This is a genomic window from Streptomyces sp. NPDC091209 (assembly GCF_044757755.1).
Taxonomy (GTDB): domain Bacteria; phylum Actinomycetota; class Actinomycetes; order Streptomycetales; family Streptomycetaceae; genus Streptomyces.
In genome coordinates, this window is record NZ_JBIVVR010000014.1 from 141,701 (window position 1) to 157,320 (window position 15,620).

At 73.1% G+C, this 15,620-nt stretch carries 14 protein-coding genes; 2 read left to right on the forward strand and 12 right to left on the reverse strand.

Translation table 11 applies throughout. The features are described from left to right. Nucleotides 1–174 precede the first annotated feature (174 nt). The 10 genes from ACIQRL_RS33055 to ACIQRL_RS33100 all read right to left on the reverse strand — a co-directional run bounded on the left by ACIQRL_RS33055 (nt 175) and on the right by ACIQRL_RS33100 (nt 11,929). Nucleotides 175–333, reverse strand: coding sequence for a hypothetical protein (locus tag ACIQRL_RS33055; RefSeq protein ID WP_401338490.1), 159 nt, complete (start codon nt 331–333; stop codon nt 175–177). A gap of 34 nt (nt 334–367) precedes the next feature. Beyond that, complete coding sequence (locus tag ACIQRL_RS33060) at nt 368–1,846, reverse strand: condensation domain-containing protein (RefSeq protein WP_401338491.1); 1,479 nt, start codon at nt 1,844–1,846, stop codon at nt 368–370. A 210-nt stretch (nt 1,847–2,056) separates the two neighbouring features. Then, entirely contained in the window at nt 2,057–2,878 is an 822-nt protein-coding gene (locus tag ACIQRL_RS33065) for a 4'-phosphopantetheinyl transferase family protein (RefSeq protein ID WP_401338492.1), read from the reverse strand. A gap of 136 nt (nt 2,879–3,014) precedes the next feature. Next, on the reverse strand, nt 3,015–4,787 hold the full coding sequence (locus ACIQRL_RS33070; protein WP_401338494.1) for an acyl-CoA dehydrogenase: 1,773 nt from the start codon (nt 4,785–4,787) through the stop codon (nt 3,015–3,017). Further along, nucleotides 4,784–5,740 (reverse strand): aromatase/cyclase, encoded by a 957-nt coding sequence (locus ACIQRL_RS33075; RefSeq protein ID WP_401338495.1) that lies wholly within the window; start codon nt 5,738–5,740, stop codon nt 4,784–4,786. Before ACIQRL_RS33075 ends, ACIQRL_RS33070 begins: the two co-directional genes overlap by 4 nt. Before the next feature lie 597 nt (nt 5,741–6,337). Then, nucleotides 6,338–7,690, reverse strand: coding sequence for an IS607 family element RNA-guided endonuclease TnpB (gene tnpB, locus ACIQRL_RS33080; RefSeq protein ID WP_401338497.1), 1,353 nt, complete (start codon nt 7,688–7,690; stop codon nt 6,338–6,340). Continuing rightward, nucleotides 7,683–8,939: a beta-ketoacyl synthase N-terminal-like domain-containing protein gene (locus ACIQRL_RS33085; RefSeq protein WP_401338499.1), complete on the reverse strand. Its 1,257-nt coding sequence runs from the start codon at nt 8,937–8,939 to the stop codon at nt 7,683–7,685. Before ACIQRL_RS33085 ends, tnpB begins: the two co-directional genes overlap by 8 nt. Continuing rightward, entirely contained in the window at nt 8,936–10,210 is a 1,275-nt protein-coding gene (locus ACIQRL_RS33090; protein WP_401338501.1) for a beta-ketoacyl-[acyl-carrier-protein] synthase family protein, read from the reverse strand. The genes ACIQRL_RS33085 and ACIQRL_RS33090 overlap by 4 nt, the downstream gene beginning before the upstream one ends. Further along, nucleotides 10,207–11,013, reverse strand: a complete 807-nt coding sequence (locus ACIQRL_RS33095) for a thioesterase II family protein (RefSeq protein ID WP_401338502.1) — start codon at nt 11,011–11,013, stop codon at nt 10,207–10,209. The genes ACIQRL_RS33090 and ACIQRL_RS33095 overlap by 4 nt, the downstream gene beginning before the upstream one ends. A 94-nt stretch (nt 11,014–11,107) precedes the next feature. After that, nucleotides 11,108–11,929: an AfsR/SARP family transcriptional regulator gene (locus ACIQRL_RS33100; protein ID WP_355857440.1), complete on the reverse strand. Its 822-nt coding sequence runs from the start codon at nt 11,927–11,929 to the stop codon at nt 11,108–11,110. Nucleotides 11,930–12,234: 305 nt separating this feature from the next. Between ACIQRL_RS33100 and ACIQRL_RS33105 the strand changes: the two genes are divergently transcribed. Further along, nucleotides 12,235–12,453, forward strand: coding sequence for a hypothetical protein (locus tag ACIQRL_RS33105; protein ID WP_401338504.1), 219 nt, complete (start codon nt 12,235–12,237; stop codon nt 12,451–12,453). Nucleotides 12,454–12,648: 195 nt separating this feature from the next. Then, nucleotides 12,649–13,587, forward strand: a complete 939-nt coding sequence (locus tag ACIQRL_RS33110; protein WP_401338506.1) for a BTAD domain-containing putative transcriptional regulator — start codon at nt 12,649–12,651, stop codon at nt 13,585–13,587. A 116-nt stretch (nt 13,588–13,703) separates the two neighbouring features. Here the strand turns inward: ACIQRL_RS33110 and ACIQRL_RS33115 are convergent, their stop codons facing one another. Together ACIQRL_RS33115 and ACIQRL_RS33120 are read right to left on the reverse strand one after the other, a co-directional pair. After that, on the reverse strand, nt 13,704–14,558 hold the full coding sequence (locus tag ACIQRL_RS33115) for a BTAD domain-containing putative transcriptional regulator (RefSeq protein WP_401338507.1): 855 nt from the start codon (nt 14,556–14,558) through the stop codon (nt 13,704–13,706). Between the two features lie 453 nt (nt 14,559–15,011). Beyond that, on the reverse strand, nt 15,012–15,620 hold the full coding sequence (locus ACIQRL_RS33120) for a ScbR family autoregulator-binding transcription factor (protein ID WP_401338510.1): 609 nt from the start codon (nt 15,618–15,620) through the stop codon (nt 15,012–15,014).

Below are 15,620 nucleotides of genomic sequence, written 5' to 3' on the forward strand. Positions count from 1 at the left end.
GCGGGCCGGGCCGACGGGGCGGCCGACGGCCGGATCCGCACCCCGTACGGCGAGCCGGACAACACGGCGCAGCCGCGCGACGCGAAGGGTCGGGTGAGCGCAGAAGCGGGTGGAGAGCCGAGCGGAGAGAGGACCGGCAAGCCGGTCGGCCGGTGGTGTCCCGTACGACACGGGCTAGTCGATACCGCGGACGATGGTGGACTCCTCGAGGAACTCCGTGTCGTCCTCGTCCACGCCGGCCAGCCGCAGCGGCGGCGCGACCCCCAGCGGGACCAAGCCGAAGAAGAACATCTCGACCTCCCGGAAATCTTGCCTGATGTCGTAGGTGAACATGGGCGGCTCCTTCACGATGAGTCGTCCCACGGTGTCAAGACCCGCTAGGGATCCACTCGACGTCGGATCGCTCACCGATCGAGTGAAGGCGGAAGCGTGCCGCCCGCTGAGCGGCCGAGCCGCGCCGCTGGGCGATCCGCGGCGGCTCGTCCCCTTCGAGGACGGCGAGCACCTGGGCGAGCGTCGTCTCGGCGCTGGTGGCGGGCAGTTCGCGCAGCAGCCGCGCGCAGTGGCCGACCAGACGGACCGCATCGGCTCCGGACATCCGGGACCGGTCGTGTGCGGCGGTCAGCGTCAGCGAGCCGTCGGGGCCGCGCTGCGTGAGCAGGGCCACGGGGAAGGCGGTGTGCGCACCGCTCGCGTACAGCGGCTCGATCCGCACGCCGTGGTCGGCCAGCCCGGCGCGCAGCTCCCGCGGCGGGCGCGGCACGCTTCCGACGGCTACCAGGCTCGCCAGCAGCGGCCCGCCGCCCGTGGCCCGGCCGGTCCACTCGTGGATCTGCCCGGCGGAGACCCACTCGTACGCCGCCATGTCCAGCGCGCGGTCGCGCAGCACCGTCAGCAGCCGCCCCAGCCGGTGCGCCGGATCGACCTGGACGGACATCGGCAGGCAGTTGCGCATCGGCGCGGGCAGCCGCTCGACGGCCTCCAGGGCGATGCCGCGCCCCGAAACGGTGACGCCGAATCCGACCTGCGCGGGGCCGCTCAGGCCCGCGCCGCGATACAGCAGCATCGCCCAGACCGCCTGCAGTGCACTGGATTCGGGCACCGCCTGGGCCGCGGCCCAGCGGTACAGCCGTTCGGCCTCCTGGGCCGACAAGCGCGCCTCGGCGCGGCCGCAGCCGCTCTCCAGGGTGTCCGGGCCGGGCGCGGCGGGCAGCACGGCAGGCGCGCCCTCGGGTACCGTCCGGGTCCAGAACTCCCGTGCCGGGCCCGGGTCCTGGTGCTCCAGCCAGCGCGCCCAGTCGCGGATGTCGGGCCGCCTCTCCCCTCCGGGCAGCGCGCCGCCGGCCAGATAGGCCCGGTAGAACTCGTCCAGGAGGACGAACACGCTCCAGGCGTCCAGCAGTCCGTGGTGGAAGGTGAGCAGCACGCGCGCGGCGGGCGCCGGGTCGTCGACCAGGGTGACCCGCAGCGGTCCGGGGCCGCGCAGGTCGAAGCCGCGCAGCCGGTCGCGTTCCACCAGCTCGTCCCAGTCGACTCCGCCGGCCCGGTGGCGTACGACCTCGACGGCGGCCCGGTCGTGCAGGACCACGCGCGGCCACGGCTCCCAGTCGACGGCGGCGCGCAGCACCGTCTCCCGGTCGGCGACGGACTGCCAGGCCGCGGTGAACCGCTCGGTGTCCAGCGGTCCGCACCAGCGCCAGGACAGCTGCTCGACGTGGCGGCCGGTGCCGCGGTGCTCCAGTGAGTCCAGCAGCAGGTCGTGCTGCCACCAGGTCAGCGGCAGGGCGGAGCCTGCCTGGCGGCCGCCTCGTCCCCGGCCCGCGCGCGGGCGGCTCGGCCTGGCCATGTGGTCGCCCTCCTCCGGTCCAGATCGTCCCGTACGGGGCGCCCGGAACGCCGGAGGACCCGGAGAGCGGGGCGCCCGAGGGCGCGGTACTCCCGGGTCCACTGTGGAGCAACCCGCTGCCGGGGACCTGGCAGAGCGCTGGCGCGCCTCGAAGTCCGCCGCAGAGCACCTCAAGCCCCGGGCCCTCAAGCCCCGGACCCGGGCCGCAGGTCAGCTCGCGCTCTGGTTCATCGCCGACAGGAACCCCTGGTCGAGCATGGTCCCCACCGACGTGTCGTTCGCGGTGTACAGCCCCGCGTCGTGGCAGGCCGTGCTCAGCAGGTAGCGGCCCATCACCGGGTGCGTGGCGAAGCCCCACTCCCCCCGGGTCGCCGCGCTGCCGTCCGCGGCGTGCAGCCGGGCGCCCGTCAAGCCGGACTCCTTGAAGCCGAACTCCTTGAAGCCCAGCCGCAGCCCCTGCCCGAGCGCCTTGCTGTACGCCTCTTTGAGGGTCCACAGCTTCAGCGCGTACGGGACCCGTTCCGCCTCCGGCAACCCGGCGATCTCCGCCGCCTCGGCCGGGGTCAGGATCTGCGCCTCCAGCAGGTCCAGCCGTACGTTGCGGCCGGCCAGCTCCACGTCCACGCCGATCCGGCCCGTGCGGCTCAGCCCGACGGCCATCAGGTCGCCGGTGTGGGACAGGCTCAGCTCGATCTGGTCGAAGCCGCGCAGATAGGGGCGCCCTCCCAGCCGGTAGGCCAGGTCGAGGTACTCCGGCGGGATGCCGAGCGCCGCCGCCGCCGTGTACTTGATGAGCAGCCGGGCGGCCGCGAAGCGGTAGCGCACGGTGGCGTCGGGGGTACGCCGGTAGCGGTCCCAGTCCGGCCCGAGCAGCTCGCGCAGCCGGGGTGTGGTCAGCACGCTGGGCAGCCATTCGCTCCAGGTCGTGTGGACCACCGCGTTGCCGAGCCCGGTCAGGTTCTCCTTCACCCCGTGCCACGGACCGCGCGGCCGCGGCACACGAAGGGGGGCGGCGCATCTCACCTGGTCCATCGTCGTCTCCTGCGTGTAGTGCCGTCCGTCCCGGTCCCGCGGGACGGACGGCGATCTGGCCGAGGCGTTCGTCCACCGCCCCGACACGTCTCCGGTGCCGTGACCCGAAGGCGGGCGGGCGAGGTCACCGCACGCCTCAGCCCGCCAGCGCCGTCCCGTACAGGTCGAGGCTCCGCCCCTCCCGGCACCGCTCCAGCACCTCACCGAGCACCGAGCCCACCACGCTCTCGGGAAGGTTCGGCACCACCGCCCCCAGCCGCCGCGCGATCCGGCTCAGCGCGAGCAGGGCCCAGGCGGGCTCCTCCAGGAACGATCCGGTCCCGGCCTGCCCCTCCCACATGCCGAGTACCGCCGCCGCCGCGAGCACCAGCGCGTACCGGTCGGCCAGCGCGCAGGCCTGCGCATCGAATCCGGTGCCGCCGACCGGCGCGCTCAGCGCGGCGCACCGCGCCCTCAGCACCCGCAGCTCCGCCACGAACGCCTGCGCGAGCCCCGCCAGCACCGCGTGCGGCGACCCGTCGGCGTACCCGGAGCGCCCCTTCGCCAGCCGGCCCGCCGCGCCGACCAGAGTCGCCGTCAGCAGGTCGTCCGTACCGGAGTGCGCGAGGCGCCGGTGGTCGAACGGGGGCAACGGCGCCCCCGGTTCGAACAGCCCCGCCGGCGGCTCCGGTGTACGGAACCACGCCGTGCGCGCCAGCGCCGGCAGCTGCGGCACCAGCACCGCCTGGCATACGGCCGTCCCCGCGTGTCCGAGACCGGCCACCGGCAGGTCCCGTACGAGCTTCTGAAAGCCGCCGTGCAGCGGCCCGCGGTCGTACCCGCGGGCGCCGAGCACGGTCGCCAGCTCCTCCAGGTCCTCACGCAGCAGGTCCGGCATCGTGTACTTGACCGCGGCGGCCAGCAGGTACGAGTCCTCCGGCAGCAGGCTCATCGCCCGCAGCCCGGTGACGGCCATGCTGTCGCAGGCCAGCAGGTCCGCGAAGACCCCGGCGAGCACCTTTTGCCACCGCCGGGCAGGCCATCCGTCGGGCCGGTTCTCCACGGCCGCGCGCACCGCCTGGCGCAGCACGCTGTCCACGCCGGCCAGCACCACGCCCGGAATCAGGCAGTGGCTGATCTGGAAGCTGCGCAGCGCCAGCGACACCCCTTCGCCGACCTCGCCGACCAGCGCCTCGGGTCCCGCGGCCACATCGGCGAATTCGAGTCCGGAGAAGTGAGCGCCGCGCATGCCCGGCATCTCGACCCTGCCCAGCCTGCGCACCTCGCCGGAGGCGGGCGGCTCGGGGCCGAGCAGCAGCACGGAGTGGCTGCGCGGACCCTCCTCGCGCGCGGTGCGCGCGTACACGACGAAGGCCTCGGCGCGGTGGGCGTTGATGACCGCGTCCTTGTGCCCGTTGAGCACCCAGCCGCCGTCCGGGCCGGGCTCCGCCTCGACCTCGTTGCGCAGGATCGCGTTGGCGTGCGCCACCTCGCGGTGCACGATCGTGACCCGGCCTCCGCCGAGGAGGTGCGCGGCCAGCGCCCGGCGCTGCGGCTCGTCCCCCGCGGTCCACACCGCGCAGGCGGCGAAGAGCGAGGTGATGCCGAATCCGTAGCCGAGCGCGAGATCGCGGCGGAACAACGGGCGCAGTACCCGCGCGAGTTCCTCCAGATCGGTGAGCCGGCCGCCGAGGTCGTACGGGACGAACTCGGCGCCCAGGCCCGCCTCGGCGAGCAGTGCCTCGGTGGCCGCCGGCGCGTCGCGGGCCTCGTCGGCGCGCAGCAGCGCCAGGTGTCCGTGCGGGTTGCCCGGATCAAGGGGGTCGCCGAGGGCCGCCTCCAGCCGGGCGGCGCGCTCGGACGCGGTGGCGGGCGCCGCCTCACCTTCGTCCCGTGCGGGGGCGGCCATGGTGTCCTGGACCGCGGTCACAGGACGCGGATCGAGTCGATGGCGTACTGCGCGGCGTGGCGCAGTACGGACAGGCCTGCCTGGCCCATCGCCTCGCGCACGTGCCGGCCGGCGGCCACCGCGTCGGTGCCCTCGCCCAGCACGCTCTCCATGTTCTCCTCGCACAGCAGCACGCTGTGCCGGGCCGTCAGGTTCACCCCGGACTCGTCGGGCTCGATCGACCACTCGCCGGTGTGCGCGGTCAGCAGGGGCGAGGTCCGGGTCTGCTTGTAGCAGATGCGCTGGGTGCCCGGGAAGCAGATGCGCACCGATTCGGTGCTGTGCGCGCCGCCGTCGACGGACAGGCTGCCCATGGACATCAGCTGTACTCCCGGCTCGTCCTCGACCAGGTCGACCCGGTTGACGTGCGGGAGTCCGGCGGGCCAGTCCCGCGCCCGGTACAGGAAGTCGAACACCGGCTCGCCGGGGGCGTTGACCCGTACGGTGTCCTCGAAGGACCACACCAGGTCGTCCAGACGCGTCCAGCGCTCGGCGAGCTCGGCCAGCCGGTCCAGCTGGGCGCGGCTGTTGTCGCGGGTGACCTGCTCGACCCAGGCCACGTCCGCCGGCACGTCCCCGGCGACGGTGAAGGAGTGCTGCAGGGTCACCTTGGCGGCGCACTCACCCAGCGGCACCACCGTCCACACGCCGCTCATGGACCGCGTGGGCGCGGCGGGCAGGTCATGGGTGAACTCCACGCGCAGCCGCTCCACGTCCAGGTGCCGGCTGGACACCCAGGACTTGACGGTCTCGCCCGCGGTGACCCACATGCGCAGCCGCTCCCGCTTCCCGTCGAAGTCGAGCTGCTCGACATGGACACAGGGCTGGAAGAACAGCGGCCACCGGGTGGCGTCCGCGATCAGCCCGTACATCACTCCGGCCGGGGCCGCCGCGATCACTTCGTGGACCGTGCGGTGCACACGCGCATCCGACATCTTCCACACCCTCCTCATTGGTACGCCGGCCAGCGGCGTCCGGGCTGCGGCGGGACTCCGACCTCCGCCCGGCACGGTGCCATCACTGCGCCGGTGACCTCGCACCGGCGAACCCGTCCGCCTGCCGCTGAGGGCCGCCGACAGACGTTGTCGTGCGGCGCTGGGCTGACGGCCGTGCCCACACGACACTGTCCGGAACCGCTCGCAGACCGCACGGGCTTGACTGGAGCGCGGCTCAAGCCACCCGCTGCGTCCGCCTCGATCCGAAGGCCCGGCCTCCCCTTTCGGACGTACGCCGGTCTCGCGGAAGGGTTCGAGCCCCGCCGTTTGAGCCGTCCTCGAGCCCGGCCGCCGAGACTCTCCGGGCGGAAGCTCAGGCGGCGTCGACCTGACGGACAACGCCTCCGGCGTCCCGGGGCAGTTCCCCTCCCCCGGCCCGGCTCGTGACCGCCACCCACCCGGCCACCCCCGTCCTGGTGGGCGGCTTCGGGCTGCGCGCCGCCGGGGTGGGGTGGTGTCCAAGACTTCCGCGGCCGTTGCTGAGCCCGTAGTCAGGTCTCAGCATTCCGGGCATTTCTGCCTGGAAGGTCCGTCACGTCACCAGAGCTTCAGGGGCTCGGCTTGAGGACGGTCTCCCGCTTCCTTCTGCTGCTGGTGCGGCAGGGTTGCGCCACCTGCCCGCCCCGTCCCCGTCTTGCGGCGGGGGCGGGTGGTGCGGGTCTTGTGGTCGGCTCCACGGGGCTTCGACACCGCCGGGGCGGTGTCCTGGTCTCCGGCCACTCCGGTACCAGTGACTGCGGTTGCTGCGAGGGCGGCGAGGTTTCGTGCCGCGTTCGTATCCCGGTCGATGACCAGGCCACACACGTCGCATGCGTAGGTCCGCACGTGCAGCGGCAGCTTGGCTTTCACCGCGCCGCACCCGGAACAGGTCTTGGAGGAGGGGAACCAGCGGTCGGCCGCGATGATGCGGGTGGCGTGGCGCTGGCGGGTCTTGTAGGTGAGCTGGCGGCGGATCTCGCCGAACCCGGCGTCGGCGATGTGCCGGGCCAGGCGCCGGTTCTTCACCATGCCGGCGACATTGAGGTCCTCGATCACGACGGTGCCGTACTGGCCGGCAACGCTCGTGGTGAGCTTGTGCAGGGCGTCCGCGCGGAGGTTCGCGACCCGGTGGTGGACTTTGTTCCGCCGGGCGTTGGCCTTCTCCCACCTGCGGGAGGGCTTCCGCCCGGTGCGCTGGTCCGGGCCCCGGCGCCGGGAGACGGCGCGGGAGGCGCGGCGCAGCTGCTTCAGCGCGGTGCTCAGGTGCCGCGGGTTGGGGACGGTGTGGATCTCGCCGGTGCTGTCGGCCGTGACTGCGAGGGTCTTGATGCCGAGGTCGATGCCGACCGCGACGTCGGGGCGTGCGACGCGGCGGATGTCCCGCGCGGTCTCGACCTGGAAGGCGACGAGCCAGCGTCCGCGTTCGTGGCGGACGGTCGCGGACAGGATCCGCGCCCTGCCGGCCTGGACGCGGTGCAGGAGCTTGGCGGTGGGCTCGTGGACGCGGATGGTTCCGAGCCTCGGCAGGGTGACGTGACGGCCGCTGGCCTCGAGGCGGATGGTGCCGGTGGTGAACCGGCAGGACAGACGCGCCTTCCGCTTCGACTTGAACCGCGGCGCACCCATCCGGACGCCCTTGCGCTTGCCGCTCTTCGACTTGGCGTAGTTGTCGAACGCCGCCGACGCGTTGGCGAGGCCGGTGTTGTACGCCTCCTTGGAGTTCTCCTCCCACCAGGCGGCGAAGCGCGGATCAGTCTTCTTGGCCTGGTTGAACTCCTTGCGCAGCGCGGGCAGCGACCACGGCCGCCACTCGGTCAGCTCCGCCCCGGCGACGCCGTACGTCTCCTCGGCCCGGCGCTGCCACCAGGATGCGGTCACCCAGCCGACAGCCCAGTAGGCCGGCTCAGGCATCGGCCGCCCGCAACACCGCGGCCGAGTTGAAGCCGCCCCTCCCCCGCGCCAGCACCAGCACGGTCCGCAGCCCGGGCAGCTCCCGCGCCGCGCCCGTCACCAGATCCAGCGGGCAGTCCGCGGCGACCCGCCGCGTCCCGGTGGTCGGGGGCACCACCTTGTCGCGCAGCGCGAGCGCCGCCGCTGCCAGGTCCAGTGAGGAACCCCCGGCGCCCAGCCGGCCCGTCATCGACTTCGGCGCGGTCACCGGCACCCCGCGCGGCCCGAACAGCGCGGCCAGCGCCTCGGCCTCGGCCCGGTCGGCGGCCCGCTCCCCGGCTCCGTCGGCGAACACCACGTCCACCTGGTCCAGTCTCACCCGGGCATCAGCCAGAGCGAGTTCGGCCGCCTCCTTGAGCCGCTCCTCCCCTGGCCCGCCGTCGAAGGTCGCCGCGTACCCGGCCACCACGGCGTACCCGCTGACGCCGCGCGCGGTGGCGGCCGCCGCGTCCTCCAGCACCAGCAGCGCGCCGCCCTCACCCACGACATGGCCGCGGGCCTCCGCGTCGAAGGGCCGGTAGGCCCGCGCCGGATCGGGGTCGGTGCTCAGCCGGCCGTCTGCCAGGTGCGCGGCCCAGCCCCAGGGGCACAGCGCCGAGTCGACGCCTCCGGTCACCATGAGGCCCACGCCCTTGCGGATCTCGCGCCGGGCGCGGGCGAGCGTGTCGATCCCGCCCGCCTGCTCGCTGACCATGGCGGAGGCGGGGCCGCGCAGCGTATGCCGGATGGAGATCTCGGCGGTTCCCGCCGCGTGGAACCAGGCGAAGGACTGGTACGCGCTGACGTACCGGGCGCCCTTGCCCCACAATGCCTCCAGCCCTCGCTGGCCGAACTCGGTGCCGCCTGCGGAGCTGGCCGTGATCACGCCCGCCCGGTAGCCGGGCAGCGCGGCCGGGTCGGCACCCGAGTCCTGCAGGGCCTCCTTGGCCGCGACCAGGCTCAGGCGGGTTACCCGGTCGGTGGAGGGGAGCAGGCGGCTGGGGATGTGGTCCTCGTCGACGAAGCCGCGGATCTCGCCCGCGATCCGCACCGGGTAGCCGGAGGCGTCGAAGCGGGTGATCGGGACGATGCCGCTGCGGCCCTCCAGCACGGCGCTCCACCAGGCCTCGGTACCCAGCCCGTTGGGCGCGGCCACGCCGATGCCGGTGACCAGCGCCCGGGCCCGGGCGCGGCTGCACACGCCCCCGCTCGCGCCGTTGACGCCGCTCATGCCGTCTCCCGCAGCCGGGGCCGGGTCAGCACGGTGGCGGCGTGGAAGCCGCCGAAGCCGCTGGCGACGCTGAGCACCGTACTGGTGCGCTGCTCGCGGGCGAACAGCGGTGTGTAGTCCAGGTCGCAGGTCGGGTCGGGCTCGTGCAGGTTGGCGGTCGGCGGCACCGTACTGTGCTCGATGGCCAGCACGCTGGCCACCACGTCCAGGGCTCCGGCGGCGCCGAGCGCGTGTCCGATCATCGATTTGATGGAGCTGACCGGGACGCGCCGGGCGTGGTCGCCCAGTCCCTGCTTGAAGGCGTGCGTCTCATGCCGGTCGTTGTGCAGGGTGCCGGCCCCGTGCGCGTTGATGTAGTCCACGTCGACCGGGTTCAGCCGCGCCTCGTCGAGTGCCGCCCGGATGGCGTCGGTCATTTCCTGGCCGCCCGGCCGCAGCCCCGTCATGTGGTGCGCGCTGCTGTACGAGGCGAAGCCGGACAGCTCCGCGTACGCGTGGGCGCCCCGGCGGCGCGCGTGCTCCAGCTCCTCCAGGATCACCACGGCCGCGCCCTCGCCGAGCACGAAGCCGTCGCGGGTGCGGTCGAAGGGGCGCGAGGCGGTGGCGGGGTCCTCGTTGCGGGGGCTGGTGAGGCGGATGCGGTCGAAGCAGGCCATGGCGATGGGAGAGATCGGTGCCTCCGCCCCGCCCGCGATCATCACGTCGGCGCTGCCCTCGCGGATCAGCTCGGCGGCGTGCCCGATCGCGTCCAGGCCCGAGGTGCAGCCGCTGGAGACCAGGCTGACCGGGCCCTGCGCGCCGCTGTCGCGGGCCACGGCGGCCGCCAGCGAGCTGGGCACGAAGTAGTCGTAGAGGCACTCGGCGGCCCGGGAGTGGTCGACGGTCCAGGTGCTGCCGAAGTCGCTCAGCAGCGCGTACTGGGTGGCGAGCCCGGTGGCGCAGCCTGCCGCGTTGCCCAGACTGACCCCGGTGCGCAGCCGGTTCCCTGCGGCCAGTACGGCGTGCAGGCCACTGTCGGCCACCGCCTCCCGGGCGCTGACCAGCGCGAACTGGGCGGCCCGGTCCATGCGTTCGGTGTCGGCGAGGGTGAAGCCGTGCGCGGCGGCGTCGAAGTCGACCTCGGCGGCGACCTGCGAGCGGTAGCTGGCGGCGTCGAAGAGGGTGACGCCCCGGGTGGCGGTACGGCCCGAGGTCAGCAGGGACCAGAAGTTGGCGGTGCCGACGGCTCCGGGGGCCACCACGCCGACCCCGGTGATGACCACGCGCTTCACCGCGCACCCCCCGCGCTCGCGCTCGCCGCGGTCCCGGCGGCGTCCGCCGCCTCGTACTCGCGGCAGGCCTCGCCGACCAGGGCCGGCAGTACGTCCGCGCCCGCGAAGAAGTGGTCGCCGTCGACGGTGCGTACGGTGATCGGCCCGGTGGTCCACTGCCGCCACTCTTCAAGGGCGGCGGGCACGGCGAGCGGATCGTCACTGCCCGCGAAGACGAGCAGGGGCAGGTCCACGGATCCGCCGGTGACGGGGTCCAGGGCCGCCTGGCGCAGTGCCCGGGCCAGGCGCAGGTCGTCGCGCAGGACAGGCAGCACACTGCGGTGCCATAGCCCGCCGGGGTGGGCGGCTGCTCCCTTGGGCAGCGAGCCGAGCTCACCCAGGAGGGGCAGCAGCAGTTCGTCGGAGTGTTCCGCCGCGGCCACCAGGGCGGCACTGGCGTGCGGGGGCAGGCAGGCGCCCACCGCGAGGAACAGGGGCGGCGGCACCCCGGCGTCCGCCAGCGCCCGGGTGAGCGTGTACGCCACCAGGGCGCCCAGGCTGTGGCCGTACAGCGCGTACGGTCCGGACCGGGCCGCCTCCAGCAGCGGAGGCAGCAGATCCGCCAGGAGTCCTGCGCGCTCGGTGATGCGCGGCTCCCGCCGCCGGCTGTCACGGCCCGGCAGCACCAGCGCCGCGACGTCCACGCCCGGCCCGGCCGCGACGGGCCAGCGACGGTAGCTGGCCACCCCCGCGCCCGCGTGGGCAAGGCAGTGGAGCCGTACCCGCCGCCCCACCGCCCCCTCTACCGCCGTCAGCGAAGCCATCGGTCGCCCTCCTCAGGGAAGCTGTGCGGAAACGTTCGTCGTACGGCGCCGCCGCGGCCCGAGCGTCACCTGTGTGGCTTGAGTGGTGCTCGATTCAGGCTGCGTACAGATCGAAGGTCGAGGTGCGCCGCGGCCCGCTGGCCACGTCCAGGCGCGGGTCGACGGCGAGCATGGCCTGGTGCAGCCGCTGGAGTTGCGGCGAGGGCTCCACGCCGAGCTCGGCGATCAGCCGCTGGCGCATCCGGCGGTAGACGTCGAGCGCGCTGGCCTGCCGGCCCGACCGGTAGAGCGCGACCATCGCCTGCGAGTGCAGCCCTTCGTGCTGGGGGTGGCGGGCGATCAGGTCGGTGAGCTCGGCGATGAGTTCGATGTGCCGGCCCAGCCGCAGGTCGGCGTCGATGCGGCGCTCGCGGGCCACGAGCCGGCTCTCCTCCAGCCGCATCACCTCGATGTCGAGGATCGGGCCGACGCGTACGTCCACCAGCACGGGCCCCTCCCACAGGTCCAGTGCCGCGCGCAGACACTTGGCCACCCGGGCGTCCTCGCCGTCCTCGTGCGCCTGCTGCCCCTCCGCCACCAGGCACTCGTACGCGCGCACGTCGACCGCCTCGGCCGGGATCTGGAGCAGGTAGCCGCCGTACCGGGTGGCGAGCACGTCCTTGGCCGAGCCGGGCGCGTCCGGGCCCATGGCGGTGCCCAGTCTGCGGCGCAGCTGGAGGATGTAGGTCTGAAGCGTGGTCAGCGCGCTCTGTGGCAGGTGGGTGCCCCAGATCTCTTCCATCAGCGTGGACACGGGCACCACCCTGCCCGGGTAGAGCGCGAGCAGCGCCAGGATCTGGCGCGGCTTGCCCGCAGTCGGGACGACCGATATACCGTTGACTTCGACATTCAACGGACCCAGGACCTTGATCTTCATGATTCCCCTCCGCACTTTGCCGGCCGACTTCGGCAACAAGTCGGTGTTCGAGTTTTCAATAGTGTCGCCTTCCGGCCCTTCTTGTCTTTTCCGTCGACGGCGGACGAGTGGCACCATATCCTTCCCCGACCGTCGCATATGCAGAAATTGAGTGCGTCTTGAGCGACCTTCCAATGGGGCCGCCGGACCCGGCGCACAGGCAGCCGACATAGCGCCGAGAAAACACCGACGTGTCATGTAAAGGCCCGTACCGGCCGACCGAGTTCTCTTCCGGCGCCCTAGGAGGCGCTGTTAGGTTTCCGGCCATGGCAACGGATTCGACGGCGCGCGGCGCCGACCCGCTCACCCGCGGGCTGCTGAACCGACTCGCCCGGGACCGGGCCGCAGGCCCTGCAGCCCGGGCTGCAGGCCCGCCCGGGCTGCAGGGCCTGCCCGATCCGAAGACCCTGCTGCGGCTGCTGAGCGCCTGGCACCGGCGCGGGGTGCAGGTGGGCTTTCCGGACCTGACCGGCGACCGGCCGTGAAAACGCGAGGCACCTGAATCCCCCTCAAGGAACACTCCACGACTCCCCGCGTACGGCTGATAGATCCTCCACCGGCGCCGAGAAGCGCCTAGAGTCCGGTAAGAGCGAAAGGATCTGTCCGCGGCCATTTCCGAGTGAATGCCGAATACGGATCCGCGGCCGCGTACTTGCCGACTCTCCCCGTGCGAGGATGAGATGGAGTTTGGGATCCTGGGTCCCGTCCAGGTCTTCGGCGAGCGCGCCGATATGCGGATCACACCGGCCGGCGCCAAGCAGCGCGCCCTTTTGGGTACGCTCGTCGTGAAGGCCGGCCAGGTCGTTTCCCCGGACCGGCTCGTCGACGAATTGTGGGGTGAACATCCGCCCGCCAACGCCGCCAATGCCCTCCAGACCCATATCGCCCGGCTGCGCCGGCTGCTGCCCGTCCCCGCACCCGGCTCCGGTTCCGGTTCCGGCGAGAGCCACCACGAGTGGCTCGTGACCCGCCCGCTGGGCTACGTACTGCGCCTGGGCCGGGCCGGCACCGACGCCCAGCGCTTCCACCGCCTCACGGCCCGGGGCCGCTCGCTGGCCGGCACCGACCCGGCGCGTTCGGCCGAGGTCCTGCGCGAGGCGCTGGCGCTGTGGCGCGGCCCCGCGCTGGAGGGCGCGGGCCGCGGCACCATCTGCTCGACCGAGGCATCGCTGCTGGAGGAGAGCCGGCTGGTCACCCTGGAGACGCTGTACGACGCCTGCCTGCGGGCCGGCCGGGCCGGGGAGGTCGCCGGCGAGCTGGCGGAGCTGACGGCCTCTCACCCGCTACGTGAACGGTTCTACGAGCTGCTCATGACCGCGCTGTACCAGTGCGGGCGCCAGGCCGAGGCACTGGGCGTCTACGACCGGGCGCGACGCCGGCTCGTGCACGACCTCGGAGTGGAGCCGGGGCCCGTACTGCGCGGCCGTATGGAGTCGATCCGCCACCGGCAGGACCCGGCACTCGGAGAAACCGGAGAAACGGAAGGGGCGGCGGGCCTGCACCCGCTGGGCGCCGAGGTGGCCCGGCTGCGCCACCAGATCGAGGTCCTGAGCCGGCAGCAGCGAGAACTGACCGACCGCTTCGAGCAGCTGGCCACGGACCGCGCGGCGAGCCGCTGACGGCCGCCCTCGGCGCCCCGTACACAGCGCTGAAGCCCTTCTCCCGGCCCCTCGTTCGAGGGGCCGGGAGAAGGGCTTCAGTGGTCATGCCGCCGGCTGCCGCGAGGCCAGGGCGGTCAGTTCGTCCGCGCCACGAGCCGCCCGCCGCCGGCCCCCGCCGGAGCGGTCACCGGGAGAGTCGCCTTGGGCGGGGCCGCACTCTCGGGGTGCGCCATCAGGATGGAGCGCTGCAGCCTGCTCAGCGCGGCCGAGGGCTCAAGGCCCAGCTCGGAGACGAGCATGGTGCGCAGCCGCTGGTAGACGTTGAGCGCCTCGCCGCGTCGGCCCGAGCGGTACAGCGCCAGCATGAACTGACCGTGCAGGCTCTCGTGCAGGCGGTACTGCTTGACCAGGACGGTCAGCTCCGACAGCAGCTCGCGGTGGCGGCCCAGGCGCAGATCCGCCTCGATGCGCTGGTCGAGCGCGCACAGGCGCAGCTCCTCCAGGCGCCTGACCTCCGTCTCGATCCGGCTGCCGGCCTGTACGTCGGTGAGCGCGGGACCGGTCCACAGCGAGAGCGCGTCCGCCAGCCGGCGCGCGGCGCCCTGGTAGTCGTCGGCGTCCATCGCCCGGTAGCCGGCACCGGCCCTGCGCTCGAACTCCCGGTAGTCGACGCTTCCGCCACGGGTCTCCAGACGGTAGCCGCCGGGGAGAGTGGCCAGAATGTCCTTCGGGGTGCAGCGCTCGTTCTCGCCGTACGCCAGTGCCACGCCGATGAGCTCGCGCAGTTGCAGGACGTACGTCTGCAACGTGGTGCGCGCACTGCGCGGCGGGTTCTGCTCCCACAGCTCCTCGATCAGCGTGGCCACAGGGACCGCGTGGTCGGCGTGGAGCGCGAGCAGGGCCAGGACCTGCCGCGGCTTGGGTGCCGTCAGCGTGATCGACACCCCGTTTTCATGAACGGACAGCGCACCAAGCACTTCGATGTCCACGTTTTCCCCAAAGGTCGCCTGGAGCCGTTCCCGGCCTGCGCGTTTCCCGCGTTTCCCGCCGCCGGGGCCCGGGTGTGCAGCCAACCGGACCCCTTGATAAAAAAACAGCACGGTCGGTTTGTCAATCCCGGATGTCCATCCGGGGGGTCCGGCAGACTATTTCCAGCCACCCTTTGACTCCATGACCACCCCAACCGCTCCCACCCGGGCGCCAATTGACCTGTATTTCCAGGCAAGTCGGCGCACCGATCCAGCCGAACACCGACGAAAGAGGGTCACCACGACATGTCCGAAACCTTCCCCTCTGCCGCACGCAAGCGGCCCCGGCCCCTCGCGTCTTCGCGAAGAGCAGGGGCCATCTGAACGCACCTGCCCTCACCTGCTGAAACGCGGCGCATGGGCGGCCGGGGTCGAGATTTCATCAGCGAGCGGAAACAAACCGGCTGGTCTTTCCTAGCCGCCGGATGATCCTTCCGGTTCCAACGCCGCGAGGCGGTCCCCTGCCGCCAGCGCCGGCAGCAGCAGCTCCCAGAACCGGGCGATCGTACGCGGCATGAGCCAGACCTCTTCCCGGGAGCCGAGCGCCTCGAAGCCCGCGGTCGCGGCCACCACCGCGGTCACGGCGTTCCCCGGCGCCACCCCCGGCCGCAGCTCCCGCGCCTTCTCGGCCTCCTCGACCCAGCACCGCCAGTGCTCACGCAGACCGCCGGGCATCACGCGGGCCGTGTCGCGGCCCAGCCCGAAACCCGCCCGCAGCACCACGTCCCTGCGCAGCCCGAGGGCGAGCCCGTGGGTCACATCGACCAGGCACTGGAGCCGGCCCGCCCCCTCCCGCGACGCCACCCCGGCGATGATCCGCAACCGGTCCAGCGCGGCGCCCCCCACGGCGTCGGCCAGGGCCGCCTTGCCGCCGAAGTGGAAGTGCAGCGCTCCGCTGCTCACTCCGGCCTGTGCGCTGATCACGGAGAGGGACGCCACCGCGAAGCCCTCGCGGCAGAAGGTCTCGGCGGCGGATCTGATCAGCCTCTCCCGCGTTCGCACCGCACGTTCTTGTCCGGCCAT